The 25,485-nt window shown below is 49.6% G+C and carries 18 protein-coding genes and 1 tRNA gene; 9 read left to right on the top strand and 10 right to left on the bottom strand.

The window, feature by feature from the left end:
* The first annotated feature begins 10 nt into the window (after window positions 1-10).
* A complete protein-coding gene (locus tag B5G10_RS01035) occupies window positions 11-388 on the top strand; it encodes a RidA family protein (protein WP_087422912.1) in 378 nt (125 codons plus the stop codon).
* Here B5G10_RS01035 and B5G10_RS01030 read toward each other — a convergent pair.
* The 5 genes from B5G10_RS01030 to B5G10_RS01010 all read right to left on the bottom strand — a co-directional run bounded on the left by B5G10_RS01030 (window position 369) and on the right by B5G10_RS01010 (window position 3,780).
* On the bottom strand, window positions 369-1,661 hold the full coding sequence (locus B5G10_RS01030; protein ID WP_087422911.1) for a folylpolyglutamate synthase/dihydrofolate synthase family protein: 1,293 nt from the start codon (window positions 1,659-1,661) through the stop codon (window positions 369-371). The genes B5G10_RS01035 and B5G10_RS01030 overlap by 20 nt on opposite strands.
* A gap of 10 nt (window positions 1,662-1,671) precedes the next feature.
* Entirely contained in the window at window positions 1,672-2,220 is a 549-nt protein-coding gene (locus B5G10_RS01025) for a chromate transporter (RefSeq protein WP_162612472.1), read from the bottom strand.
* 9 nt (window positions 2,221-2,229) lie between these two features.
* Complete coding sequence (locus B5G10_RS01020) at window positions 2,230-2,805, bottom strand: chromate transporter (protein WP_087422909.1); 576 nt, start codon at window positions 2,803-2,805, stop codon at window positions 2,230-2,232.
* Between the two features lie 168 nt (window positions 2,806-2,973).
* Complete coding sequence (gene trxA, locus B5G10_RS01015; protein ID WP_087422908.1) at window positions 2,974-3,270, bottom strand: thioredoxin; 297 nt, start codon at window positions 3,268-3,270, stop codon at window positions 2,974-2,976.
* Between the two features lie 81 nt (window positions 3,271-3,351).
* Window positions 3,352-3,780 carry a hypothetical protein gene (locus tag B5G10_RS01010; RefSeq protein ID WP_087422907.1) on the bottom strand — a complete coding sequence of 143 codons (429 nt, stop codon included), beginning with the start codon at window positions 3,778-3,780 and terminating at the stop codon, window positions 3,352-3,354.
* 287 nt (window positions 3,781-4,067) lie between these two features.
* On the opposite strand from B5G10_RS01010, the gene queC reads away from it, so the two are divergent.
* From queC to galK, 5 genes are all read left to right on the top strand, one after another.
* Window positions 4,068-4,721, top strand: coding sequence for a 7-cyano-7-deazaguanine synthase QueC (queC, locus tag B5G10_RS01005; protein WP_087422906.1), 654 nt, complete (start codon window positions 4,068-4,070; stop codon window positions 4,719-4,721).
* A 22-nt stretch (window positions 4,722-4,743) separates the two neighbouring features.
* Window positions 4,744-5,103, top strand: coding sequence for a 6-carboxytetrahydropterin synthase (locus B5G10_RS01000; protein WP_087422905.1), 360 nt, complete (start codon window positions 4,744-4,746; stop codon window positions 5,101-5,103).
* Entirely contained in the window at window positions 5,100-5,681 is a 582-nt protein-coding gene (locus B5G10_RS00995; RefSeq protein WP_087422904.1) for a radical SAM protein, read from the top strand. The genes B5G10_RS01000 and B5G10_RS00995 overlap by 4 nt, the downstream gene beginning before the upstream one ends.
* A 238-nt stretch (window positions 5,682-5,919) precedes the next feature.
* On the top strand, window positions 5,920-6,996 hold the full coding sequence (locus B5G10_RS00990) for an aldose epimerase family protein (protein WP_087422903.1): 1,077 nt from the start codon (window positions 5,920-5,922) through the stop codon (window positions 6,994-6,996).
* A 40-nt stretch (window positions 6,997-7,036) separates the two neighbouring features.
* A complete protein-coding gene (gene galK / locus B5G10_RS00985; RefSeq protein ID WP_087422902.1) occupies window positions 7,037-8,188 on the top strand; it encodes a galactokinase in 1,152 nt (383 codons plus the stop codon).
* A 102-nt stretch (window positions 8,189-8,290) separates the two neighbouring features.
* Here galK and B5G10_RS00980 read toward each other — a convergent pair whose 3' ends face one another.
* Genes B5G10_RS00980 through B5G10_RS00970 form a run of 3 tightly spaced genes read right to left on the bottom strand, consistent with a single transcriptional unit; the run spans window position 8,291 to window position 13,992 of the window.
* On the bottom strand, window positions 8,291-9,676 hold the full coding sequence (locus tag B5G10_RS00980) for an efflux transporter outer membrane subunit (RefSeq protein WP_087422901.1): 1,386 nt from the start codon (window positions 9,674-9,676) through the stop codon (window positions 8,291-8,293).
* Complete coding sequence (locus B5G10_RS00975; protein WP_087422900.1) at window positions 9,673-12,771, bottom strand: multidrug efflux RND transporter permease subunit; 3,099 nt, start codon at window positions 12,769-12,771, stop codon at window positions 9,673-9,675. The genes B5G10_RS00980 and B5G10_RS00975 overlap by 4 nt, the downstream gene beginning before the upstream one ends.
* A 6-nt stretch (window positions 12,772-12,777) precedes the next feature.
* Window positions 12,778-13,992: an efflux RND transporter periplasmic adaptor subunit gene (locus tag B5G10_RS00970; RefSeq protein WP_087422899.1), complete on the bottom strand. Its 1,215-nt coding sequence runs from the start codon at window positions 13,990-13,992 to the stop codon at window positions 12,778-12,780.
* A 730-nt stretch (window positions 13,993-14,722) separates the two neighbouring features.
* Here B5G10_RS00970 and B5G10_RS00965 point away from each other — a divergent pair.
* The 3 genes from B5G10_RS00965 (at window position 14,723) to B5G10_RS00955 (ending at window position 23,006) form a co-directional block, all read left to right on the top strand.
* A complete protein-coding gene (locus B5G10_RS00965) occupies window positions 14,723-18,040 on the top strand; it encodes a SusC/RagA family TonB-linked outer membrane protein (protein WP_087422898.1) in 3,318 nt (1,105 codons plus the stop codon).
* Between the two features lie 25 nt (window positions 18,041-18,065).
* Window positions 18,066-19,853, top strand: a complete 1,788-nt coding sequence (locus B5G10_RS00960; protein WP_087422897.1) for a SusD/RagB family nutrient-binding outer membrane lipoprotein — start codon at window positions 18,066-18,068, stop codon at window positions 19,851-19,853.
* A gap of 96 nt (window positions 19,854-19,949) precedes the next feature.
* The gene (locus B5G10_RS00955; RefSeq protein WP_087422896.1) at window positions 19,950-23,006 is read left to right on the top strand and encodes a GEVED domain-containing protein; all 3,057 of its coding nucleotides are present in this window, start codon (window positions 19,950-19,952) and stop codon (window positions 23,004-23,006) included.
* Between the two features lie 583 nt (window positions 23,007-23,589).
* On the opposite strand, the gene B5G10_RS00945 is transcribed toward B5G10_RS00955, so the two are convergent.
* Window positions 23,590-25,095, bottom strand: a complete 1,506-nt coding sequence (locus B5G10_RS00945) for an IdeS/Mac family cysteine endopeptidase (protein ID WP_143241021.1) — start codon at window positions 25,093-25,095, stop codon at window positions 23,590-23,592.
* Window positions 25,096-25,378: 283 nt separating this feature from the next.
* Window positions 25,379-25,453: transfer RNA gene (locus B5G10_RS00940), tRNA-Pro, on the bottom strand.
* Window positions 25,454-25,485 lie beyond the last annotated feature (32 nt).

Below are 25,485 nucleotides of genomic sequence, written 5' to 3'. Positions count from 1 at the left end.
AACCCTGATTATGAAAAAAGTTATTTCTACAACAGCCGCACCTCAGGCCATAGGGCCTTACAGCCAGGCCATCGAAGCCGGCGGTATGATTTTCCTTTCGGGACAGTTGCCTATCGACCCGGCTACGGGAGTCATGCCCGAGGGTATCGAGGCGCAAACCCGTCAATCGTTTGAGAACATAAAGGCCATTCTCGCCGAGGCTGGTTGCTCGGTCGATCATATTGTGAAGACGACCGTCTTTTTGGCCGACATGTCGCTCTTCGGGGCCATGAACGAAGTGTATGCCCAGCAGTTTGGCGGGGCATTTCCCGCCCGCTCGGCTTTCGCCGTCAAGGAGTTGCCCAAGCAGGCACTGGTTGAGATTGAAGTTATTGCGGTAAAGGCATAAACTGCAGCAAGTCGGCCACGATGAAGGTACTGCCGCCTACGAAGATGAGGTCTTCGGGGCGGCTCTCTTTTTGTGCCGCCTTTACAGCCTGTTCGACGGTAGGGTAGCTTGTCCCCTTCAGTCCGGCTTTTGCAGCCAGTTCGGCGAGTTTGTCTTGCGGCAGGGCCCGGGGTACTGATGCCCGGGTAAAGTAATAGACCGCCTCCTTGGGGAGCATGGACAGTACCCCCGATATATCCTTGTCGTTGACCATACCGATAACGATGCGTAGCGTGTCATAATGCTCGTTACCAAGCTGGCGGGCAATGTATTGCATCCCCCCGGTGTTATGCCCGGTGTCGCAGATAAGGCGGGGTGAAGACTGTAGCTGTTGCCAGCGGCCCATCAGTCCGGTAAGGCGGGTAACGTGAGCAAAGGCTTCATATACCGAGCTGTCGGAGATGCGGTATCCCAACTCGCGCAGTCGGGCCACAGCCGTGAGCACGGTGGCGGCATTTTTCTCCTGGCAGAGGCCGCCCAACTCTCCGACGAGGTGGGGGAACTCGGGCGATTCAAACTCCCATCCCCGGGCACTTTGTCGGGCCGAATCGAAGCGAACACACTCTTCGGCGAAAAAGATGGGGGCGTTTACTTCACGGGCCTTGTCAATGAATACCTGTTTGACCTCGCCTTTGGCTTCGCCGATAACCACGGGTATCCCGCTCTTGATAATTCCGGCTTTTTCCCGGGCAATTTGGGGCAGGGTATTGCCCAGCATCTGCACATGGTCGTAGCTGATGTTGGTGATGACACACAGGTCGGGAGTAATGATGTTGGTGCTGTCGAGGCGACCTCCCAATCCCACTTCGATTACGGCTACATCGACAGCCTGGCGGGCAAAATAGTCGAAAGCCATCATCATGGTCAGCTCGAAAAACGAGGGATGGATATGTAGTGTGGGAGCCAGATGTTTCTGGGCAAACGCGATAACCTCTTCGCGGGGAATCATCTGGCCGTCGATGCGGATGCGTTCCCTGAAATCGACCAGATGGGGCGATGTGTATAACCCCGTTTTATAACCGTTGAGTTGCAAAATCGAGGCCAACAGATGCGATACCGACCCTTTGCCGTTGGTGCCGGCAACATGCAGGGTGTGGAATTTTCGATGGGGATGCCCGAAGTACTCGTCGAGTGCTTCGCTGTTCTGCAACCCCGGTTTGTAGGCCGCACTCCCTATCTGTTGGAAGACGGGGAGTTGACTGTATAGATAGTCCAAAGTCTCTTCGTAGTTCATATCTATCGATTTAATACAGCGCATACCCGGCTACACCGGCCAGCACGATTACCAGTATGGGATGAAGCCGGGTGTAGTGCACCAGGATAAACGAGATGACCGCAATCGCGATGCTCAGGGTATAGTCGGGAAAGTTTTCTTTGTTCATGAGCAACAGGGCCGCCGAGGCAATCAACCCCACGACTACGGGGCGCAAGCCGGCAAATATGCTCTTGATAATGGGATTCTCCTTGTGCTTGAGGATGAAATGACTTATCATCAGCACCAGAATGAACGAGGGCAGGCACACGGCAAATGTGGCGACAAGCGAGCCCAGCACACTGTTGCCGGTGGCTACATAGCCCACATAGGTGGCGCTGTTGATACCGATAGGACCGGGGGTCATCTGCGAGATGGCCACGATATCGGTAAACTCGGTAGGGGTGAGCCAAGGTTGGCTCTCGCCGTAGTGGATGACCTCTACCGCTTCGTGTTGAATCAGGGAGAGCATGGCATATCCTCCGCCAAACCCAAACAGCCCTATCTTCAGATAGGCCCAAAATAAGTTAAGATATACGATCCACATGGCTTACTTCTTCTTTTCTCTGTACCGCCTTTTGATGCGGGCAATGATGTGATTGTAATAAACGACTCCACCGATACCGCCCAGCAGTACGAACCAGATGGGCGAGATGCCTCCCAGCCAAATGGCCAGGGCCACGACAACGGGGATGATTACCGTCTTGAGGTTGATGCGGGCCGTCTTGGCTGTTGTGAGTACGGGCGATACGATGAGGGCTACCACTGCCGGACGTATTCCCTTGAATATGCGCTCGATTACCGGGTTGTCATAGACTTGCACAAACCAGATGGCAATGGCCAGAATGATGAGAAACGAGGGTAATATGGTGCCCAAGGTGGCGGCCAGACTGCCTTTCAGCCCGCGTAGCTTATTGCCCACCAGTATCGATATGTTCACAGCCAAAACCCCCGGCAGGGACTGGGCGATGGCCAGGGCGTCGATAAAGTCTTCGCGCTTGATCCATTGCTTTTTATCGACCACCTCTCGTTCGATAAGGGGTATCATGGCCCATCCTCCACCAAAGGTAAACGCTCCTATCTTCAGAAACGAGGTGAAGAGTTGCAGGTATATGTTCGGTTTCATAGGCTCTGTTTCAAGTTTAGTGCAAAAGTAAGGCCGACCCTGGGTGCAATACCCTGGTCCGGCTCTTCTTTTTAGCGCTGCAAAGGTACAAAATAATATGGCAAACGTGACGGAAAAGAGAAAATCCGTTGCGAATGGACTGCTTGTCTTTCTTTAAATAGCCTATTCTCAGATGAGCGTCGAGAGATCTTGCTCCAGCTCGTGCAACGGGAGGGCCCCCGATTGGCGCCAGGCTATCTGCCCGTTCTTCCAGAGGATGAGGGTAGGGACCGACTGGATGCGGTAGGCCGAGGCCATCGCCTGGTTTTTATCAACGTCGATTTTGAGAATGACGATTCGGTCGCCCCATTTCCGTTTCAACTCTTCGAGAACCGGTTTCATCATTTTGCAAGGGCCGCACCATTCGGCAAAGAAATCGACCAATACCGGCGTGTTGCCGGCCAGGATGTCTTGAAATTTTCCCATCGTGTTGAAGTTTAAACAATCGAATAAATATGACAAGTAACGGCTGGACAAACGGTAAGGTTCGCTCGTGCAACGTGTGGGTCAAAAGATATTGTTGTCTTGGCAATCGACCAGCCAGCGGCCCTCGCGGTTGACCAGCAAAAGTTCAATGTGACGTATGAGTTTATGTTTGTTCGAAAAAAAGAGTTTTCCCTCGATAAAGAGAGAATCTTGTGTCGGGTTCATCTTCGAACGGGACATGGTGAAATGGGTAGGCTCGTTTTTCAACTCATCGCTTTGACTGCCCACCAGGGTTTCGAACAGATGCATGGTTTCGATCGATTCGGGAGTTACCAGTTTGCGGGCCTCCTCGAAGTTGGCGCTGGTAAGATTCTCGACAAATGAGGCTGCAATACCCTCGGGCCCCAGATAACGGGGAATAGGGGGTGCCGTGAGAAACAACAGCGGGAATCCAATGGCAAGCATGGTCATGGTGAGGAGAATGAGACGAACTCGTACCTTTGCTTTCATTGTGTATCTGAATTTTATTTTCTGCTTTTGAGGTCGAAACAATTGTGAAAGTCAAGAGCAAGAGCCAATTCGTGCGAAAACTTCCTGCCGCGACTTCCGTTTATTATGTTACAAAGATAACGATTTTTTGAAAGGCTTATGAGCTATTTACCGGTAGGATTGTAATTTTTAGATTATCTTTGCACATACGAGAGAGATTGGTAAAATCTCATGAGTGTTATTCCCCGACTTTATTCGGGGCAGGGGACGAGAATGGTGTCCCCGAGTATATGAATAAAACAAAGAGTATGAAAGATTCGTTGATAGTCGTTTCGGGTGGTATGGACAGTGTAACACTGCTTCATGAATATGCTGCCCGCATCGCGTTGGCCGTGTCGTTTGATTATGGAGCCAACCACAATGTCAAGGAGATACCTTTTGCCCGGCTCCACTGCGAGCGGCTGGGTATCAAACACATTGTCATCCCGCTTGCCTTTATGAAAGAGTATTTCAAAAGCTCGTTACTGAGCGGAGGCGAGGCTATTCCCGAGGGGCACTATGCCGACGAGAACATGAAGAGTACCGTGGTACCTTTCCGCAACGGAATCATGCTGTCGATTGCCTGTGGCATTGCCGAGAGTAACGGGTTGAAGCAGGTCCTTATAGCCAATCACGGCGGCGACCATGCCATCTACCCCGATTGTCGTTCGTCTTTTATCCAGGCCATGAACGAGGCTATGCGCGAGGGAACCTATGAGCACATTGGAATTTTGGCTCCTTATACCCACATTACCAAGAGCGACATAGCCCGGCGGGGCAAACAGTTGCAGGTAAACTATGCCGAGACCTGGTCGTGCTATAAGGGCGGAACAAAGCATTGTGGCAAGTGTGGCACCTGTGTCGAGCGAAAAGAGGCGCTCCGCGATGCCGGTATCGACGACCCCACCGAATATGAGGATTGAATAACAGCGTAAAATCATCGTTATGTATTACGTAGCAAAGACTATGGAGATTGCGGGAGCGCACGCATTGACGCTCTCCTACGAAAGCAAGTGTGAGCAGTTGCATGGCCATAACTGGATTGTTACCGTCTATTGCAAAGCCGAGCAGCTCAATGCCGACGGGATGGTGTGCGACTTCAAGCACATCAAGGACAAGATACACGGCTATCTCGACCACGGTAACCTCAACGAGTTGTTGCCCTTTAACCCTACGGCCGAGAACATAGCCCGTTGGATTACCGAGCAGATACCCGAGTGCTACAAGACGAAGGTTCAGGAGAGCGGCGGTAATATAGCCGTCTATCGGGTCGATGATTGTAAAGACGACGATTTTGCCCTATGAGAGTAAACGAGATTTTCTACTCCTTGCAGGGCGAAGGTAGGTTCACCGGCACGGCGGCAGTCTTTGTGCGGCTGTCGGGGTGCAACCTGCGGTGTAGTTTCTGCGATACCCGGCACGAGACCTATACGTCGCTTACCGAGGATGAAATTGTGAGGCAGGTGGTTGCCTATCCCTCGCCTCATGTGGTGATTACCGGGGGAGAGCCCACTTTGCAGCTCACCCAATCGTTGGTTGATAAATTGCACGAGGCGGGTCGATTCATTCAAATCGAGACCAACGGCTCCATACCCTTGGATTCCGAGTTGGTACGGGCCATCGACTGGATTACCTGCTCGCCCAAGGAGTTGCCCGTGAAGATAGGGCGAGTCGATGAACTCAAGGTCGTATATGAGGGGCAGGATATGACTCCCTATGAAACGATGGGGCAGGAGTATCGGGCGGTTCTCAGTCTGCAACCCTGCGATACCGGCGATGAGGCGAGAAACGTCCAACTTCTCGACGAGGCCGTTTGCTATATCCAGGCACATCCCCAGTGGCGACTTTCGCTCCAGACTCATAAACTCATTCATATCCCGTAGTGACAGAACTCTGGGGGCTATTGTCACAATCTTTCTTTATATAGAGTTGGTCTAAAAAAATAGATTGGACAGTTTTTGTGGGGAGTGATGGGCTTATTTCATAGTTATCTATAAATTTTTGTTAAATATTAACAATTCGAATAATTTTAAGTAAAAGCCACCCAAAATCTTTGCAAGAAAAAAAGATAACATTAACTTTACACAATCAATAAATATAGTTAACCTTAAAAAGAAAAATATGGATATGACTCTTTCTGGCTTGAATCCGACACATTTCCAAGGACTTGTCGATGGAAAGAAAACAGCACTTTATGTTTTGGTGAATAAGAACGGATGCGAATTGGCCTTAACGAATTATGGGGCTCGTATCGTTTCGCTTATGGTTCCCGATCGAACGGGAAAGATGATAGATGTGGTTACCGGTCACAACAACATACAGGAATACCTCTCTTCCGAGGAACCCTATTTCGGTGCTACCTGTGGACGATATGCCAACCGCATAGCCAAGGGCAAGTTTACAATCGATGGCGTACTCTATGACAAGTTGGCCATCAACAACGGTCCCAATACGCTGCACGGGGGTATCAAGGGCTTTAATTTCCAAGTGTGGGATGCCTGTCAGCCCGATAAGCAGACGGTAGAATTCTCTCGCTTGTCGCCCGACGGCGAAGAGGGATTCCCCGGCAATCTGCGGGTAAAGGTGGTGTTCAAACTCACCGACGACAACGCCGTCGATATTACCTATCATGCCGAGACCGACAAGGCTACGATTCTCAACCTCACCAACCACTCTTATTTCAATCTGTCGGGTGCAGGCGACCCCTATATTGGCGATCACTTGTTGTGTATCGATGCCGACTATTATCTGCCTACCGACGATACGGCTATTCCTTATGGCGAGAAATCGGCCGTGGAGGGTACGCCTATGGATTTCAGAAAACTCTACGAGGTGGGCAGCCGTATCGACGAGCCTTTCATTCAGCTCGTATATGGCAAGGGATACGATCACACCTATGTGTTGAACAAGAAACACCCGGGCGAGTTTGCCTTCTGTGCCGAGTGTATATCGCCCAAGACCGGTATCGTGCTCGATGTCTTTACCACCGAGCCCGGCGTGCAACTCTATACAGGCAACTGGATGACAGGCAACTTCATCGGCAAGAACGGGCAACGCTATCCCATGCGGGCAGCCCTTTGTCTCGAAACCCAGCACTTCCCCGACAGCCCCAATCACGAAAACTATCCGTCGGTCGTTTTGCGTCCGCACGAGAAGTTCGAGAGTCACACCCAATTTAAGTTCTCGATTCAGAAATAAACCGATTATATAAATCACAATCATTTTTTAATTTAGTATTATGGACATAGAATTTGTAAGAAGTCGTTTTATCAAACACTTCGACGGCTCTACGGGATCGGTATATGCCTCTCCCGGACGTATTAACTTGATTGGCGAACATACCGATTACAATGGTGGATTCGTATTCCCCGGCGCAATCGACAAAGGTATGGTTGCCGAACTCAAGATCAATGGAACAAATAAAGTGCGGGCATACTCGATAGATTTGAAAGATTATGTAGAGTTTGGCTTGAACGAAGAGGATGCTCCTCGGGCCAGCTGGGCACGCTATATCTTTGGCGTGTGCCGCGAGATTATCAAGCGGGGCGGAAAGATTGCCGGCTTCAATACGGCCTTTGCCGGTGACGTACCCCTGGGTGCCGGCATGTCGTCGTCGGCTGCTTTGGAGAGTACCTATGCCTATGCATTGAACGACATGTTCGACTGCGGTATCGACAAATTCGAGTTGGCCAAGATAGGGCAGGCAACCGAGCACAACTACTGTGGTGTGAACTGCGGTATCATGGACCAGTTTGCCTCGGTATTCGGTAAAGCCGGTCACCTGATTCGTCTCGATTGCCGTTCGCTCGAGTACCAGTATTTCCCCTTCAATCCCGAGGGCTATCGCCTGGTATTGCTCGACTCGGTAGTAAAACACGAGTTGGCTTCGTCGGCCTACAACGATCGCCGCAAATCGTGCGAGAATGTAGTAGCTGCCATTCAAAAGAGACACCCGCATGTCGAGTTCCTGCGTGATGCCAACATGGATATGCTCAACGAAGTGAAAGGCGAGATTACGGCCGAGGATTATATGCGTGCCGAGTATGTGATTGGCGAGGTACAACGGGTACTTGATGTGTGTGATGCCCTTGAGTGTGGCGACTATGAGACCGTGGGAAAGAAGATGTATGAGACTCACTATGGCATGAGTAAACTCTATGAGGTGAGCTGCGAAGAGCTCGATTTCCTGAACAATGTGGCCAAGGAGTGCGGCGTGACTGGTTCGCGCGTGATGGGCGGCGGTTTTGGCGGTTGCACCATCAACCTGGTAAAGAATGAGTTGTACGATCACTTTATCGAGACTGCCAAGGCAAAATACAAAGAGGCTTTCGGTCGTTCGCCCAAAGTATATGATGTAGTCATTTCCGACGGTGCTCGCAAGCTCTGCTAATTGGCAACGACGAGATAAGATACCAATAAATAAAAATCCCGAAGTGTATGAATCACTCCGGGATTTTTTTTATTTAAGTTATTGCTTTGCTGAACCGAGGGGTTATTCGGCTTGGGTACTCCAGCCTCCGCCCAAAACTTTATAGAGGTTGACCATGGCCAGATATTCGTCGCGTATGGCATTGCTCAACCCGATTTGAGCATCGAAAAAGTTACGGTGGGCATCCAGTACATCGATATAGCGGATGACGCCGTTGAGGTATTGCAATTGGGCCAAATCGACGTACTTTTGAGCCGCCTCGAAGAGGTTGAGCTGCAACTCCGACGTGCGTCTCTTCTTTTGATAAGTGATAACGGCATCGTTTACTTCGCGAAATACCTCGAGTACCTTTTGTTCATAGGCATAGCGCTTTTCGTCGTAGGCCGCCATTGCCGCCTTGTATTGCGCTTTCTTTTTCCCGAATGAGAAGATAGGAGCTACCAAATTACCGGCTACATAGGAGAAGGGAGACTCGAAATAGCCTCGCAATTCGTCATTCTCAAAACCGCCTACCAGATTGATGGTGAGCCGGGGAAAACGGTCGGCATAGGCGATGCCCACCGAAGCCATTGCCGACTTCAACTGTTGCTCGGCTTGCCGCACATCGGGACGACGTTGCAGCAGGGTAGAGGGGAGACCTATGGGCATATCCTCGGGCAAAGAGATATTCATATCGAAGTTGCCACGTTCTATCTTGGAGGGGTATTCGCCCGACAAGACAGCTATCTGGTTCTCTTTCAAGGCAATCTTTTGTTCCAGATTAGGGATGAGGGCCGAAGCGTTGGCCAGCTCTACCTGAGCCTGTTGATAGGCCGTCTCGGAGGTGAGTCCGCCCTCGAACCGCAAGCGGGCCTGGTTTACGCTCTCTTCACGAGTTTTTACCGTTTGCAGAACAATCTCGAGCTCTTGATCCAGCGCTACCAGTTCGAAGTAGGCGGTAGCCGTCTCGGCAATCAGGGTCATTTGCATGGCTCGGGCTGCCTCTACCGACGATAGGTATTCGGCTGCACCCTTTTTCTTGCCCCAGCGCAGGCTGCCCCACAAATCTATCTCCCAACTCAACGAAGCCTTGAGGCTCAGTTCGGGTTCGATGCTTACCTTTTCGCCATAGTAGGCATTGGTCTCGCGGTCGGCAAACGCTTGGGCGCTGATCGATGGCCACAGCGATGCCTTGTTTACCCGATACAGCTCTTGCATCTGTCTGATGTGAGCTTCGGCGGCACGCATGTTGCGGTTGTTGTTCAACGTTTTGTTGATGAGTTTGGTTAGGGTCGAATCGGAATAAAGTTCCCACCAGGCCATGTCGGCAAGGGTGAGGGTATCGTTCTCTCCTGCGATAATTTCGTCCGGCAGGTTAAGTTCGGGCGCTTGACAGCGTTTCTGGATAGAGCAGCCGGTCAAAACGAGCACCGCCAGAGATATGGATAGAATTATTTTTATCGCTTTCATCGTTTCGTCAGTTTAAATTTCAACTTGTAAACCCATACAAAGAGCAGGGGAACAAAGATAATGCCTATCGTGATAGCCACGATCATACCAAAGAATACACCGGTACCGATACCTTGGCGGCTGGCCGAACCCGGACCGCTGGCAAAGACGAGCGGCAACATGCCAAGGATGAAGGCCAGCGAGGTCATCACAATGGGGCGGAACCGCAGGTGGGCCGCTTTGATAACCGCATTGACCACGTTGTTCCCTTGTTCCACCTCGTCTTTGGCAAACTCGACGATAAGAATAGCATTTTTGGCTACCAGACCGATGAGCATGACCAAGCCTATCTGGAAGTAGATGTTGTTTTCGAGGCCACAAATCCAGTTACCCAAGTAGGCTCCTACACCGGCTATCGGTAGCGATAGGATTACGGCTACCGGGATAGACCAGCTTTCATACTGGGCGGCCAGGAAGAGGAATACAAAGAGCAGGGCCAAGGCCAGCACATAGCCGGTCTGTCCGCTCACGTGCTTCTCCTGGTAAGAGAGACCGCTCCATTCTACGCCAATATTGGAAGGAAGGTGCTTCTTGGCGATATCTTCGAGTATGGTCATGACTTGTCCCGAACTGTAGCCCGGAGCAGCCTCGCCCGATATGGTGGCCGAGGTAAACATGTTGAATCGTCGTATGGTTCCCGGTCCCGTTGTATAGGATGTGGTACCGAGAGCCGTGATGGGTATCATGGCATTGTTGCTACCTTTGACGAAGAAGAGTCCCAGATTCTCTTTGTGGGCTCGATAGGGAGCTTCGGCCTGGATGTAAACCCGGTAAATACGGTTGAACATATTGAAGTCGTTTACATAAATCGACCCCGTAAAGGTTTTGAGCGTCGAGAATATATCGGATATCTTGACACCCAGCATTTGTGCCTTGTCGCGATCCACGTCGAAGTAAAGTTGTGGAATATCATTCTGGATAGACGAGGACAAGCCGCTTATCTCTTTACGTTGCGAGGCATAATAGAGTAGAGTATCGGTAGCCCGTTGCAAGTCTTCGTAGCTGGCGTCGCTGCGAGCTTCGAGTACCATCTCGAAACCACCCGAACTACCCAATCCCGGAATAACCGGTGGTGTACTCAGATAGACCTTGCTCTCGGGGTATTGCTGAAATTCGTGCCGTATCTCTTCCATGATTTCACGCAGGTTTGACGACTTGCGCTCTTCCCAGGGTTTGAGAATAACGGTCAGCTGGCTTCGTGACTGGTTGGTTCCCACGCGAGGACTCGATCCGGTTACGTTGAGCACATAGGATACGTCGTCGCGCGAGAGCAGATAGTTCATGGCCCGGTCGGTCACACTGCGGGTGCGCTCGAGTGTAGCACCCTCGGGCAATTCCAATTCTACGGTAAAGTATCCCTGGTCTTCCTGCGGCATGAAACTCTGGGGCACTACTTTGTTGAGCAGCCAAATAGCAATCAGTGAGAGCCCAAAGGCGGTTAAAACCCGGCGCGGATTTTTCAAACCCATGCGAATGAGTCGCTCGTAGAGCCGGTTACCGAAAGCCAGCCACAGGTTGATATATCGGAACACTTTGTTTTTCTTCTTGCCCGATTCGGGGCGAAGCAACAGTGCGCACATGGCCGGACTCAGCGTAAGGGCGACTACTGTCGAAATGAGTACCGACACGGCAATCGTGATGGTAAACTGGCGATAAAGTTGGCCGGTGATTCCTGCCAGGAAACTTACCGGAACAAACACGGCACACAATACCAGCGAGGTGGCGATAATGGCGCTGCCCAGTCCCCGCATGGCCTTTTTGGTTGCCGTGTAGGGGTCGAGGTGCTCTTCGTTCATGATGCGCTCGACATTCTCCACCACCACGATGGCATCGTCCACTACGATACCGATGGCCAGGATAAGTCCCAAAAGGGTCATCATGTTGAGCGAGAATCCAAAGGCCAGCATGATACCAAACGTTCCTATCAACGAGATGGGTACGGCAATCACCGGGATGAGTGTGGCCCGCCAGTTCTGTAACGAAAGGAATACAACCAGGATTACCAGGATGAGGGCTTCGAAAAGAGTGTGATACACCTCGCTGATCGATTGCGAGATGTAGGAGGTCATATCGAATGGAATCTCATAGGTGATACCTTCGGGGAAATTGCGGCTTATGGCATCCATCTCTTTCTTGACCGATTTGGCAACCTCCATGGCATTGGCTCCAGGTAGCATGTTGATGTTCAGCACGGCAGCATTGCCTCCGTTGATACCGCTCTCGGTGTTGTATGACTGGGCTTCGAGCGAGATGCGAGCTACGTCGCGCAGACGTATCAGTGACCCGTCGGGGTTGGCTCGAATGACAATCTCTTCAAATTCGGCAACCGACGACAACCGGCCTTGTGCAATGATAGGGGTAGTCACGTCAATGTTGCTGATAGGCTGTTGCCCCAGCACACCGGCGGCCGATTCGCGGTTTTGATCTTTCAAGGCCTTTTGCAAGTCATCGACTGTGAGGCCGAGGTTGGCCAGCCGGTCGGGTTGCACCCATATCTGCATGGCATAGTAGCGGCTACCCACATTGGATACGCTACCTACGCCCTTGACCCGTCGCAACATGTCCAGCACGTTGAGCGTGGCGTAGTTACTGAGGTATATCTCGTCGAATTTCGGGTCGCTCGACCGCAGCGTAACGGTCATCAATCGGCTCGATGCCTGTTTCTCTACCGAGATGCCGTTTTGGACAACCTCGGCCGGGAGTCGGGCTTCGGCCTGTTTTACCCGGTTCTGTATTTCGACAGCAGCCAGGTCGGGGTCGGTCGAGATATCGAACGTAATGGTGGCCGAGAAGCTACCCGAGTTGCTGTTGGTCGATTCCATATAGAGCATGCCGGGAGTTCCGTTCAGCTCCTGCTCGATGGGCGTGGCTACCGCCTGGGTGACGGTTTGCGCACTTGCACCGGGGTAGGAGGCCGATACCTTGACTACCGGCGGGACAATCTGTGGGTATTGGTCAATGGGGAGCAGAATGAGTCCCAGTACACCCACGATAACAATCACGATTGAGATGACAATCGAGAATATGGGCCTGTCAATAAAGAAGTCCGATTTCATAATTCATTAGTTTTTAGAACGGTCTTCTTCCGACTCCTTTCGATAGACCGACGGAATCACTTTGTCGCCGTGAGTGAGTTTGTGGTATCCTTCCACAACAATATTTTCATTGGGTACGAGCCCCCGCTCGATGATTACGTTGTTTCCGACTTCGGGACCCAGTTCGACCATACGACGCTCGGCCACACTATCGGCCCGCACGACAAAGATGTAGGCACCACCTTTTTCGATAACAATGGCTTTGGTGGGGACTACGACTGCCTTCTCGCGCACGTCGAGCAGAAGCCGTACCTTGGTAAACTGACCCGGGAGCAGGATGTGTTCGGGGTTGGGCATCTCGGCCCGCACCGAAAAGGTTCCCGTTTTGGGATCGACCTGGGGGTCGGCAAAATCGACAATACCGCGTTGCGGGTAAGCCGAGTTGTCGGGCAGGGTGATGGTGATGTAGGGCTCCCACGTGCGGGTCGTATCTTTCTGACCCAGATTCACGTTACGAGCTTTACTCTTCAGATAGTCGAGGCCTGTCATGCTGAAATCGACGCGAACCGTGTCGCTCTTCACGACCGTAGCCAGCAGTGACTGTCCGCCGGGGCTTACGAGGGTACCTATATCGACGTTGCGCTCCGATATGTATCCCGAGATGGGCGAACTCACGGTCGTATATCCCAAGGCTGTTTCGGCCTGGATGAGGTCGGCTTCGCTCATTTCCACCTCGGCTTTTGCACTTTCATACGACGCAATGGCGTTGTCGAGGTCGAGTTGGCTGGCCGCATTTTGTTGGTACAGCGGGCGGATACGCTCCAGATCCCGCTCGGCTTTCAAAGCCAAAGCCTTGTTCTTGTTCAATTGGGCCTTGGCCTTGTTGGCTCGGGCCTGATACTGTTTGGGGTCGATGATGAATAGAGGTTGCCCCTTTTTTACATAAGTACCTTCGTCGAAGAGCATCCGTTCGAGGAATCCCTCGACCCGAGCCCGTATCTCGACAAACTGCTGGGCTCTGATGCGCCCCACATATTCGCCATAGATCTCTACATCGTCGGTCGTCACAGGCTCAACCTCGACAATCGGAAGATCGGGGCCCGGAGGAGCTGGCCGTAAAAACCAGTATAAACCACCACCTATCAGCAATAGGCCTATGGCTATGTACATCCATGTACGTAATGAAAGTCGGCGAAGTTGTTTTTGCAGCAACAGCAAATACCCTCCGATTCTTCGTAGCATACGCCGAATATTTTCAAAAGAAAGTTTAGTCATAAAGTTCAAATTCGTTGTTTTTAGTGCCGAAACACAATAATCCTAATTTAAAGAAGAATGAAATAGTTTGCAAAAATACGCTTTTTTTCTGCAACCGCCATTGTATTATTACAATATTTAAGAGGAATGAATAGGATCTTCGAGCCATGAGGATAAAGATAGGATAGTCACGAGAAGATTACTTCCTATCTTTAGAGTAGTGAATGAGAATAGCTGTCGAAATCCCCAATCGTAAAAAAAATGAGATGGGAGATAAAAAAAACATGCTAATGATATCAATTTAAAAATCATTGAAAATCAATTTGTTTTAACCTTTTATGCGCTATATTTTAATATTACTTCTTATGAAAAGGAAAAAAATATTGATTTTTGACTAGGGGTAATCCCCGAAAAAGGGTTATATAAATATAGAGAAATAGCAAAATGTATTAATTAGTTATGAGAAACCTGAGAATAAACCATGAAAAAGCAATACTCTTGTTTAGAAAAACTATATATCATTTATAAATTGTAAGGAGAACTGTTCTCACAAGTTGTAACTTCATGAGTGAGAATAGGGTTTATTTTCGTGTCTTTTTTACAGCTAAAATAAATTTATATAACATTATTAATATAAGGCCTATGAGGAAAAAGTAAACAGATTTTATGAGAGAGGTAAATTTATTTTTTTAGTATTCGAATACCTATAAATACACGTATGTATAGAAGAAATCTAAAAGCAATTATTGTAGCTTTTGTACTGGTTTCAGGTTTTGGAATCGGTACTGCTGCGCATGCTAGTGCAGCCCCGGCTGTGGCGTCGAGTGCGACACAGGTCAAGAGTGTAAATCAGAATGTAGCCGCAGGAACAAAAGTTGTTACCGGTACGGTAACCGACCCCTCGGGCGAGACTCTTATCGGTCTTACCGTAAAGGTAGTAGGTACCAATGTAGTGGTAGCAACCGACATTGACGGTAACTATTCTATTAAAGTTCCTGCAGGGAGCAACGAGTTGGAGTTTTCCTATATCGGTTATGAAACCATCAAGAAAGCTATCAACGGACAAAGCAAAATCGATGTAGTGATGGACAGCAACGACAAACTTCTCGACGAAGTTGTTGTAACGGCCATGGGTATTACCCGTAAAGAGTCGTCGCTGACCTATGCTACTCAAGAGATTAAAGGCGACGAGCTGATGAAAGTACAGGATGCCAACTTTGTAAACTCACTACAAGGTAAGGCTGCTGGTGTAACGATTACACAGAGTGCCGGTGGTGCCGGTGGTACTTCCAAAATCTTGTTGCGTGGTAACAAATCGGTTATGGGTAACAACAGCCCGCTTATCGTTATCGATGGTATCCCTATGACCAACCAGATTGGTGGTGCCGCTTCGTCGTGGAGTAGCGATGGAAGCGCCCTTACCTATTCGAGCACGGCCGAGGGTGGTGATGCTCTTTCGCTGGTGAACCCCGACGATATCGAGAGCATCAACATCTTGAAAGGTGCCAATGCCGCCGCCCTGTACGGTAGTGCTGCTGCCAACGGTGTGCTGATGATTACCACCAAGCGTGGTAAAGAGGGTAGTGTATCGGTGAGCGTAAACTCCAACGTAACGTTCGAGACGCCGCTGGTTCTTCCCCAGATTCAAAACACTTATGGTGCCGATGTAAACCTGGCTGCCAATACGCTTTCGCTTGAGAGCTGGGGCAAGAAGATAAGCGACATGACTCCCGAGGAGCTTGCTTATCAGGGAGCACACCTGCGCAACTATGCCAAGGACGATATCTCCGACTTCTTCGAAACGGGTGCTACCTACAACAACTCAGTTTCGATTAGCGGTGGTACCGAGAAGGTTCGTTCCTACTTCTCGTATGCCAACTCATACTCCGACGGTATGGTGCCCAACAACACCTATCAACGTAACACCTTCTCGTTCCGTCAGAACTACTCGCTGTTCAAAAAGAAACTGAATATCGACCTGTCGTTGAACTACGTTCATGCCAAGACCAAGAACCGCCCCGGTGGTGGTACGGTCATGAACCCCTTGTACGACTTGTATCGCATGCCGCGAAACATCGACATGGACTACTATCGCAAGAACTACATGGGCCAAGGTACCTGGACCTCGAATATCTATGGCTATTACAATGACCAGAGACAATGGGTTCCCTCGGCTACTACCCAACTGTCGGGTCCCATGCAACAGTGGGCCTATTTCTCGCCGGGTAACAACAACCCCTACTGGATTACTAATGTAAACCAAAGTGAGAATACCGAAGAGCGTGCCTATGGATACATTTCGGCCAGCTACGAAATTATCCCCGGCTTGAAAGTTCAAGGTCGTTTGAACATGGATCGTGCCAAATACAAAGGCTTCACCAATCGTTATGCTACTACCCAGAATGTGGCTGCTATCGAAGACTACGGTATGTATGGACAAGACCTCCTCTGGAGTAACGACGTCTATGTAGATGCCATGTTGAGCTATAACAAAGAGATCAAAGACTTCTCGGTATCGGCATCGGCCGGTTGGGTAGGTCACACGGTGAAAGGCGAAACCCAAAAGATATGGACTCGTGCCACCTATTTCTCCTATACCAATATGAACGAGTTGCCTACCCGCATCAACTTCTTCGAGCCCAATGCCATGTGGGGAAGCAATAACTTGAATGCCTATTCGCTTTCGTCCAACTGGGACAAGGGCCTCTTCTTCACCGGTCAGGTAGGTTATAAGGATTATGTATATTTGGAAGGTAGCTACCGTCAAGACTGGTACCGTGCCTTCAAACAGTTTGAGTATCGCGGTACTCCCGATAACTACGGTTACTTCTCGGTAGGTGCCAATACTTTGATGCACAAATACATCACCATGCCCGAGTTTATCACTCACTTGAAACTGCGTGCATCGTATAGTGAGGTAGGTAACTCGATCCCCAACGAGGTGTTCAGCATGGGTAATGCCGATTTGGCTACGGGAGCTATTGCCGCTTCGACCTATGGTTACTTCGACAACCCGCTGCCCGAGACTTCCAAATCGTTCGAGGCCGGTTTCGATGTATCGTTCTTCGAGAGTGCCCTCAACTGGGATTTGACCTACTATCACACTCGCCTGTGCAACAGCTACTTCCTGCAGGCAACCACGGGTGGTAAAATCAAACCCGTCAATACCGGTATGATTCGTAACCAAGGTATTGAGACTACGCTCTCTTACTCGCTCAACTTCTCGAAAGACTGGATGTGGAGAACCTCGGTTAACTTCTCGTATAACGACAACAAGATTTTGAAGACCTTCAAAGATGACCAGGGTAACTCGGCCAAACTTGAGCAGAAGATTGCCGGTGGTAATATCGTGGTTCGTTACGACGAAGGTGGTTCTTATGGTGACATGTATGCTCTCGACTTCCGTCGCAATGCCGATGGCAGCATCTGGTTGAGCTCCGAGGGTGCTCCCCAATTGAGTACGACCGACTATGTTTACTTGGGCAACATGAACTCCGATTTCCAACTGGGTTGGGGTAACACCATTACTTGGAAAGACCTCTCGCTCTACTTCCTGGTTAACGGCCGCATCGGTGGTAAGGTTATTTCGCTCACCGAGGCTTACCTCGACTATCAAGGCGTTTCGAAACGGGTAGGCGATGCCCGCGACTATGCAGCCGCTCACAATCTCTTGTGGACTTCGCCTGACGGTTCGAAAACCAAACCGGGTATGATTATGCCCGACGGCAACGTAGCTCCTATTCAAGAGTACTACCAAGCCGTAGGTGGTAACCGTTTCGGTTCGCAATATGTATATGATGCTACCAACTTCCGTCTGGCCGAGCTCTCGCTGGGTTATTCGTTCCACAACCTCTTCGGTGGTGTTATCCGCAACCTGTCGCTTTCGGTAGTGGGTCGTAACCTCTTCTTCATCTACAAGGACGCTCCGGTTGATCCCGATATCGCCCTCTCGACCAAAAACGGTTTGGGTGCATTCGATGTATTCAATATGCCTTCGACCCGTTCGGTTGGTGTGAATTTGAAAATTGATTTTTAAGTCATAGCAAATAACAAATAGAAATATGAGAAAAACAGTTTTAACAACATTTGGTGTGGTGCTTGCTGCCGCGACTCTGCACTCGTGTTTGGATTTCGATATGCCTACCGATACCTTTACCGGTGGTCAGACCGAATTGGACCCGGTTGTTTATAAAGGTAAGGCCGATAGTATTGACTATTGGAAGCAGATTTCGGAAGAGGGCTTCAGTTATGCCGAACAGCAATTGAGTAACAATATCTTCCAACTCTCCACCGCCCAGTATTGTATGCGTGGTGGCAAAGAGGGAAATCTGCCTGGGGCTCACCAGTATCAATATCAATACAGTATCACGGTCGATAACTATGCCGGTTATTTTGTGGTACCCCACAACTTCTCGCATGGCGACGGTGGTGTACTTCCCTCTACCTATTATTACAACCAACGTTACTCCGACGGTCCTTACGGATCCTTCCTGAATGTGAAGAACAACGTGGTGAATCTGTTGAACCACCCGCAAATCGACTCGATTCCCGAGTTGAAAGCCATCGGTTTGTTGCTCTTCGACTATTCGTCTCAAGAGGTAACCGACCTCTATGGCTCTATCCCCTATGTTGACCACAAGTCTAACAAGGAGAGCAATCCCTTTACCTTCAATAAGATGTCGGATATCTATGTATCGATTGTCGATAATCTCGATACCATCAATGCCTGCTTGAAGCATTACGAGACTCGTCCCGACTGGTACAAAAGCAAAATCGGAGCCATCCTGATGCAATGTGATTGGGTGACCAAAGACCTTTCGATCGAAAGTTGGCGCCGATTTGCCAATTCGTTGAAGTTGCGTATGGCCATGCACATCGTCAAGGTTGATCCTGCCAAGGCCAAACAGTGGGCCGAGGAGGCTGTTCGTGATGGGGTTATCGAGTCGGTAGCTCAGGAAATTTGTTTGGATCCCATGGTATCGGGTTTCACTCATCCTCTGATCGATATCAGTTCGTTGTGGAACGATACCCGGTTGAATGCCTCGTTCGAGAGCATATTGTTCAGTTTGAATCACCCCTATACGCAGGATGACTATTTGCTTTTCGATAAGAATTCCGCTCAAATCGTCAATACGGCCGATCCTACGGTCATAGAGCCTGCAAAGACCCGGGTTATTGGCCTTCGTGCCGGTATGGCTATGTCTTCCGGTCAAACCTTGGATGTGAATCCCCGTGTAGCCTATTCGAGCATAAACAATGATCGCCTCAGTTTGGCTCCGTTGTATCTGATGAAGGTTTCCGAGGTACAGTTCCTGCGTGCCGAGGGTGCTCTGCGTGGTTGGAATATGGGTGGTACCGCCCAACAGTTCTATGAAGATGGTATTCGCAATGCCCAGGTAGAGAATCGTACCCAGTCAACTTATAGCCAAAAGGTCGATGCCTATTTGAATCAGGCCGAGGCTGTTGCCTACCAGTATGTTGACCCGATGGATCACAGCAACGATATTGAGAGTGTGACTACCATTGGTGTGAAATGGAACGAAGGCGACTCGCAAGAGACGAAACTCGAGAAGATTATTACCCAGAAGTTTATCGCCGGTTTTCCGTACTCCTACGAGGCTTGGAACGACTTGCGCCGCACGGGCTATCCCAAACAGTTCGAAGTGCTGAATGTGGGTGATGGTGATGGTAGCTTGGTACAAGGCGATATTATCCGCAAGATACCTCTGCCCGGTCGTGACACGTCGGTAGGTTTGTCCGATATCTCTACATCGGGTCTCGAAGCTCTGGGAGGAAGCGATACGCAAGGTACCCGCGTATGGTGGGATGTTCCCGGTGCCAATTTCTAAAACCGTATAGTCCAAGAGTGAGAGAGGCTTCCTCTCGGGCGCTTCTCTCGCTCCTCGCTATAATAATTACAAAATTCTAAATTTAAAGTTTTTATCATGAAGAAGTTTACTGTATTCGGTGCGGCTTTGCTGCTGTGTGGCGTAGCCGGAAATGTGCAGGCACAGGATGTAACCTATCCCGCGTCTGCATCGACTGAGATTTTTGACTTTACTCCATGGGACAACGATTCGCTGCTAAGCTTGTTTGCTCATGCAGCCGATAAGGGTCGCAAATTCCCTACCAAAGAGGAGTTTGAAGCCGCCGGCTTCAACATGGATTTGGAGTTCTCGCGTTCACACGTGCGTCCTGCTACCATCATGGAGGATGCTTCGAAAAATGTGAATCCCGATGTGTATGCTACCCGTCGGTTGTGGATGAATACACCTACCGGTCAAGGTGATATGGTGGGCGGTTATCCCAGTTCGGTTTTCCATAGCGATGTATTCTCGATGTGGAACTACACCAACCTCTATGGTGCCTGGAACCACTCTATCCTGCAAGCTCCCGGTTCGTGGGCCGATGCTGCTCACAAAAACGGTACTCATATGTTCTCGGGTATCAAGTTCTTCGAAAGCTGGGGTACAACCTCGGGTACCTATATCCAGTTTATCACAACCAAGAACGAAGACGGTTCTTTCCGTTATGTCGATGCTTTGTTGAATGCCTTGATTTATCTGGGTCTCGACGGTATCAACTACAATTTCGAGGATACTGGCTATACTCAACCTGATGTGATCGCTTTTCACCAGGCTCTCTACCAACGGGCCAAAGAGATTGGATTCGACAGTTTCCATATCGGAATATACACTGCACAACAAGGCCTTAGCTCTCGTAATGCCAAAGCCCTTTATGGATCCAATGGTGTTAAAACAGCCGATTTGATGCTGAACTACAATGGAGGTGATTTCGCTTACTCTTTGATGGGCTCGTCGGTTCTGGCTGCCGAGCAGGCTATGGGTACAGCTGATGGTCTCTATGCCGGTGGTTGGTATCGTCACATGAACCTTAGCTGGAATCAATTAAATAAAGATGAAGATACCAAGCGTTGCGGTCTCTGCTTGTGGGGTGAGCACAAAATAAGCCGTTTCTTCCAGTATGTAGTGGGCGTTAGCTCAATGGACATGCAGTCCAATTACCAGAAGCTGTTGGAAAAAGGTTTCTCGGGTGGCTATCGTTCGCCTATTTATCGTCCGGCTCCTTCTAATACGAATACATTCCAAGTGGGTAATCCGAGCCAAGCCGATCAACAGTTGGCTTCGTTCTGCGGTTTGGCCGAGTTCGTTCCCGAACGTACGGCCATCCAAGGCGATCTGCCCTTCAATACCAACTTTACACTGGGTAACGGTGATTTCTATGCCTACAAAGGTAAAAGAACATTTGGTAGCTGGTACAACATGGGTCAACAAGACTATGTGCCTACCTATCGTTGGTTGATCTATCAATCGAATACCAAAAATCGTTCGACCGAAATCGATGCCGAGTTTACTCACGAGGATGCTTATATCGGTGGTTCGTGCTTACGCTTGAAAGGAACTCCCTCTTCGACGGGTTCGGATGTAGTGATCTATCGTGCCAAACTGAATGTTGCCAGCGGTAATCCCAAAGCTACGATTGCCGTGAAATCGGGTGTTGAGGGTACGAATGCCTCGAATCTTTACCTCATCCTGAAGAAATTCAATGAAGACACTTGGTTGGAATTCCCCGTAGGCGATCTGGCTGGTGCAACTTGGGAAGAGAAAGAACTTGCTCTCACCGGTCTCGGTGCTGGTGATGTAATCGAATACATCGGTTTCCGTGTAAAAGGTTCTTCGGTTGACAACTATAAGATCATGATCGGTCAACTCATGTTGAGCGACGACCGCGCTGTTTCGGCTCCTGCCGGTATCGATGGCGAAAGCATCATCGCCGAGGTGAAAGAAGAGACCACCTCTTCTCTGTCGGTGAAACTGACTTGGGGCGTAGATCCTACCGGTTTCTCGCCTGCTCGTTTGGACTATGGTATGATTTATAACGACGAGGTAAATATCGACCACTTCGAACTCTTCTACAAGAATGGTGAAAATGGTCGTGTATCGGAAGTTGGTCGTACCTCTACCTGGTCGGCCTACCTGGGTAACATTCAGTTCGAGAACGAAAACGACGATCCCTATATCGGTATCCGTTCGGTTTCGAGAGATATGAAGACCTATTCGCCCATCGAATGGGTTCACATCGTTCGTTCTACTGAGACCTTGCCCGAGCCTAATCCCGATTTGTATGACAAGACCTATTTGGATTCGAATGCCGATGGTTACGAAACGGCTCAAAATTGCCGTTGGTTAGCCTCTTTGGTAACGACTGGTGCTACAGAAAACATCAACTATTCGAGAAATACGCCTGTCGGTGGTGATAACTATCTGAGAGTAACCGATCAAAAATTGGTTGTTGCTCAAGGTCAGGCTGTAACCGTTACTATTAAAGGTTCGGTTGCTGCTACCGAAACCAGCAGTGATGATGGTTTGAAATGGTGCTTTGGTAAAGGCTATATCGATTGGGACCTCAACTATATCTTCGATGCTACTACCGATGAGTTGATTATGGAGGTTGGTAAACTGAACTCGGGTACTGACTCTATTGCTACGGGTTCGACCTTTGTTATTCGTGTTCCCGAGGACGCTGTTGTAGGTACAAGCCGCATGCGTCTTGTATTCTCCGATGCTTGGTTCACGCACCCGGGTCCCACGGGCGGAACGCAAAAAGGTTTCTCGATCGACTTCGATGTAGAGGTTACCGGTAATAATCCTGGTCGTGTACCGGCTGTTAGCTATACCGAGTTCCGCGATCAAGGTGTTGCCGACGAACCTGAGATGAACGAAGTATCGGGTATCGAGAACGTAGTCAACGAAAACGGTGGTCTCTCTTCAATCTCGAAGATGTATCCCACGGTTACGAGCGACATGATCTACTTCAACAACGTAGAGAAGGCTTGGATCTATACGACCGATGGTCAGTTGGTTAAATACTTGAACAACAACCCCGAATCGGCTAACGTATCTGACCTCTCTTCGGCTGTATATGTAGTGAAGATGCAAAACGGCAACGTAGTTCGTAGCCAAAAACTGTTTAAGAAATAATCTAAGATTGTTTTAGATTATCAATCAGTCTGAAAAAAGACTGCCTCTCTCGAAAGGTTATCCGATGTGATATCGGATAACCTTTCTTTTTTTATCTTCCATGTTTGAGTCTGTAATGTGGGAGAAGCCGTGACTTGTTGCCGAAAGACGGCTGTTGCTCTGGAGCCGGATTGGCCGAAGGATTCAGATTGGAGGGTGCCTCTCCTTTTTCAATTGTTGCCGAAACCGATAAATCGTTTCGCTCACGACCGATTGTGAGCAATCCAGTTCACGAGCGATCTCGGCTATTGATTTCCCTTGTATGTATCGTCCTACGATGGCCTTGTCGGGCTTGTGAAGCAACCGGAATAGAGCCATAAATGTTTCAAGTTTAACCATACGGAGGAAACATGTTTGTACCGCAGATTGTTTGGTCGCTCGTTATGGTGAGGGGACTTAGATCGGGATCGTGACGATTTTATTCATAGAGGTAGGAGCGTAGGTGAACTGTGGCTAAATGGCCTAGAATAGAAAGATTTTGCCCCGCTGCAGGCTCGTGGCTGGAGCCTGCAGCGGAACAAAATCTTTATCGAGGGTTACCCGGTTACTCGCGTATGATCACTTTCTTTCCACTTTTGGTGATGTAGAAACCCTTTTGGGGGTGAAGTACCCGACGGCCTTGCAGGTCGTAGTACTCTTCGGGTTCATCGTTGGTCGGTTGAGTTACCGTCACTATGGAGGAAGGATTCGAATCGAAATAGTCCTCCCAGTATTGGGTGCCCTGGTCGTAGGAATAGATACGGATGATGGGAACCTCGCCTTTTACAATCTCGCCGTTAATCAGGGTCTCGGTGGCCATATAGGGGCTCCAATCGGATTCCGAATGATACTTGACCTCAATTCTGCCGAGCGATAAATCTCGTCCGGTTTGGGTATTGTTCCAGGAGGAAGCCGGGTCGCTGTAATAGAGTGCACAGACATAACCCTCGTCGTCGAACTCAAATCCCCAGCAGGCGATGGCGTGGGCGCCGGCCATATTGTATTCGTCGATAGTTATCATCCGGCGATTCTTGAGAGCTTCCTGAACGAATTGGTTGAATGAGCGACGGTTGGTCGAAACCAGGAAACTCACCAAAGCTTTATTGCCAAATACATCACGGAACAGGCCTCCTTGACCTTTGGCCGATTCTTGTACGTTATCGTCTATTCCATTGATAAACCAGTTGAAGCCGATACTTGGGTAACAACCTTCGTTTTTAAGCCATTTTGCCATAAAGAAGTGAAAGACATCCGATACTCCTTTCCCAGCATAGCCAAATTCGGGAACATCGTGATCCAGCCGGTAACGATCGACATACTCCTTGTTGCGGTCGAGCCTCCAGTGAATGGCATCGGAGGCGGCACCGGCCCAGCAGAAGTTAAGCCAGTCTTGTGCGGCATCGTACCAACCGCAACCCTCTTTCCACTCGGCATAGATTCGGTAGGGGGGGTCGCTGGTGACATACCAGTCTTCGGGGGCTATATTCACGCCTTCGAAGAATATGGTCTGGCCCTTGTATTCTTCGCTGTTGCCGCCGACCGACGGGTTCATGGGCGACCAGAAGGCGTAGAGTTTGATCGATTGGGTAAACGATGCTATTCCGCCTATGCGATAACGGGCGAAGTCGTCGGGCGACTCGCCGTAGCCTTTGCATTCGTACCCCTCTTCGGGAGCCGTGAACCGATGGGGAGGAACCAGAATCTCCTGGTTGGCTCGCACATATATCGGCTCCATGGTTCCCTCGCCGCCGTTGGCATCGAACGACAGCTCCAGAGCAGAATCCTCGGGTTCCCACACGGCATACAGGTCGGAGTTATAGGAATAGTAGTTGAATGTGGGGTATTCGTCTTGATAGAACGGGTCATTACCCCCCTCCATATTGGTCCAGCCTACAAATTTGAATCCGATTCGCTGGAAGGTATTGCGTGGAAGCTTGAATTCGTCGCCATCCGACAGATTGGTCAACGGATCCATGCTACCTTCTCCGCCATTGGGGTGAAAGGTGATTTGTCCAGCCGCTGCCGGGGCATTGGCACGAAGTTGCGACTCAGATTTTGTGGCTACACGCACCTGAGGGGTAGCTTGAGCCTGTATCAGGGCTACAAACGAGAGGGTTAAAAGTAAAATTTTTTTTCATATCATGTCATCTATTATAGAGCTGTTATTGCTGCAAATTAAGTGCTTAAATTCTATCCCTGGTATAAATCAATCATTAAATATATTATTTTGGATATTTTTAAGAAGAAGTTTTGCTGTGCAGTCCTGCGAAGCTATCTTACCATTTATTCTCATAGCGAATATAACTTAAAAAGGTTACCGATTCATGTTTGGGAATCGATAACCTTTTGTCTCGTCGGGGTAGCGGGATTCGAACCCACGACCCCCTGCTCCCAAAGCAGGTGCGCTAACCGGACTGCGCTACACCCCGAAACGAATAAATAGCCCTTTCTTTTCAGGCGC

Source organism: Barnesiella sp. An55 (assembly GCF_002161555.1).
In the GTDB taxonomy this organism is placed as follows: Bacteria; Bacteroidota; Bacteroidia; order Bacteroidales; family Barnesiellaceae; genus Barnesiella; species Barnesiella merdipullorum.
The sequence above is the reverse complement of the archived record's forward strand: the minus strand, read 5'-3'. Positions and strand labels throughout refer to the sequence as shown.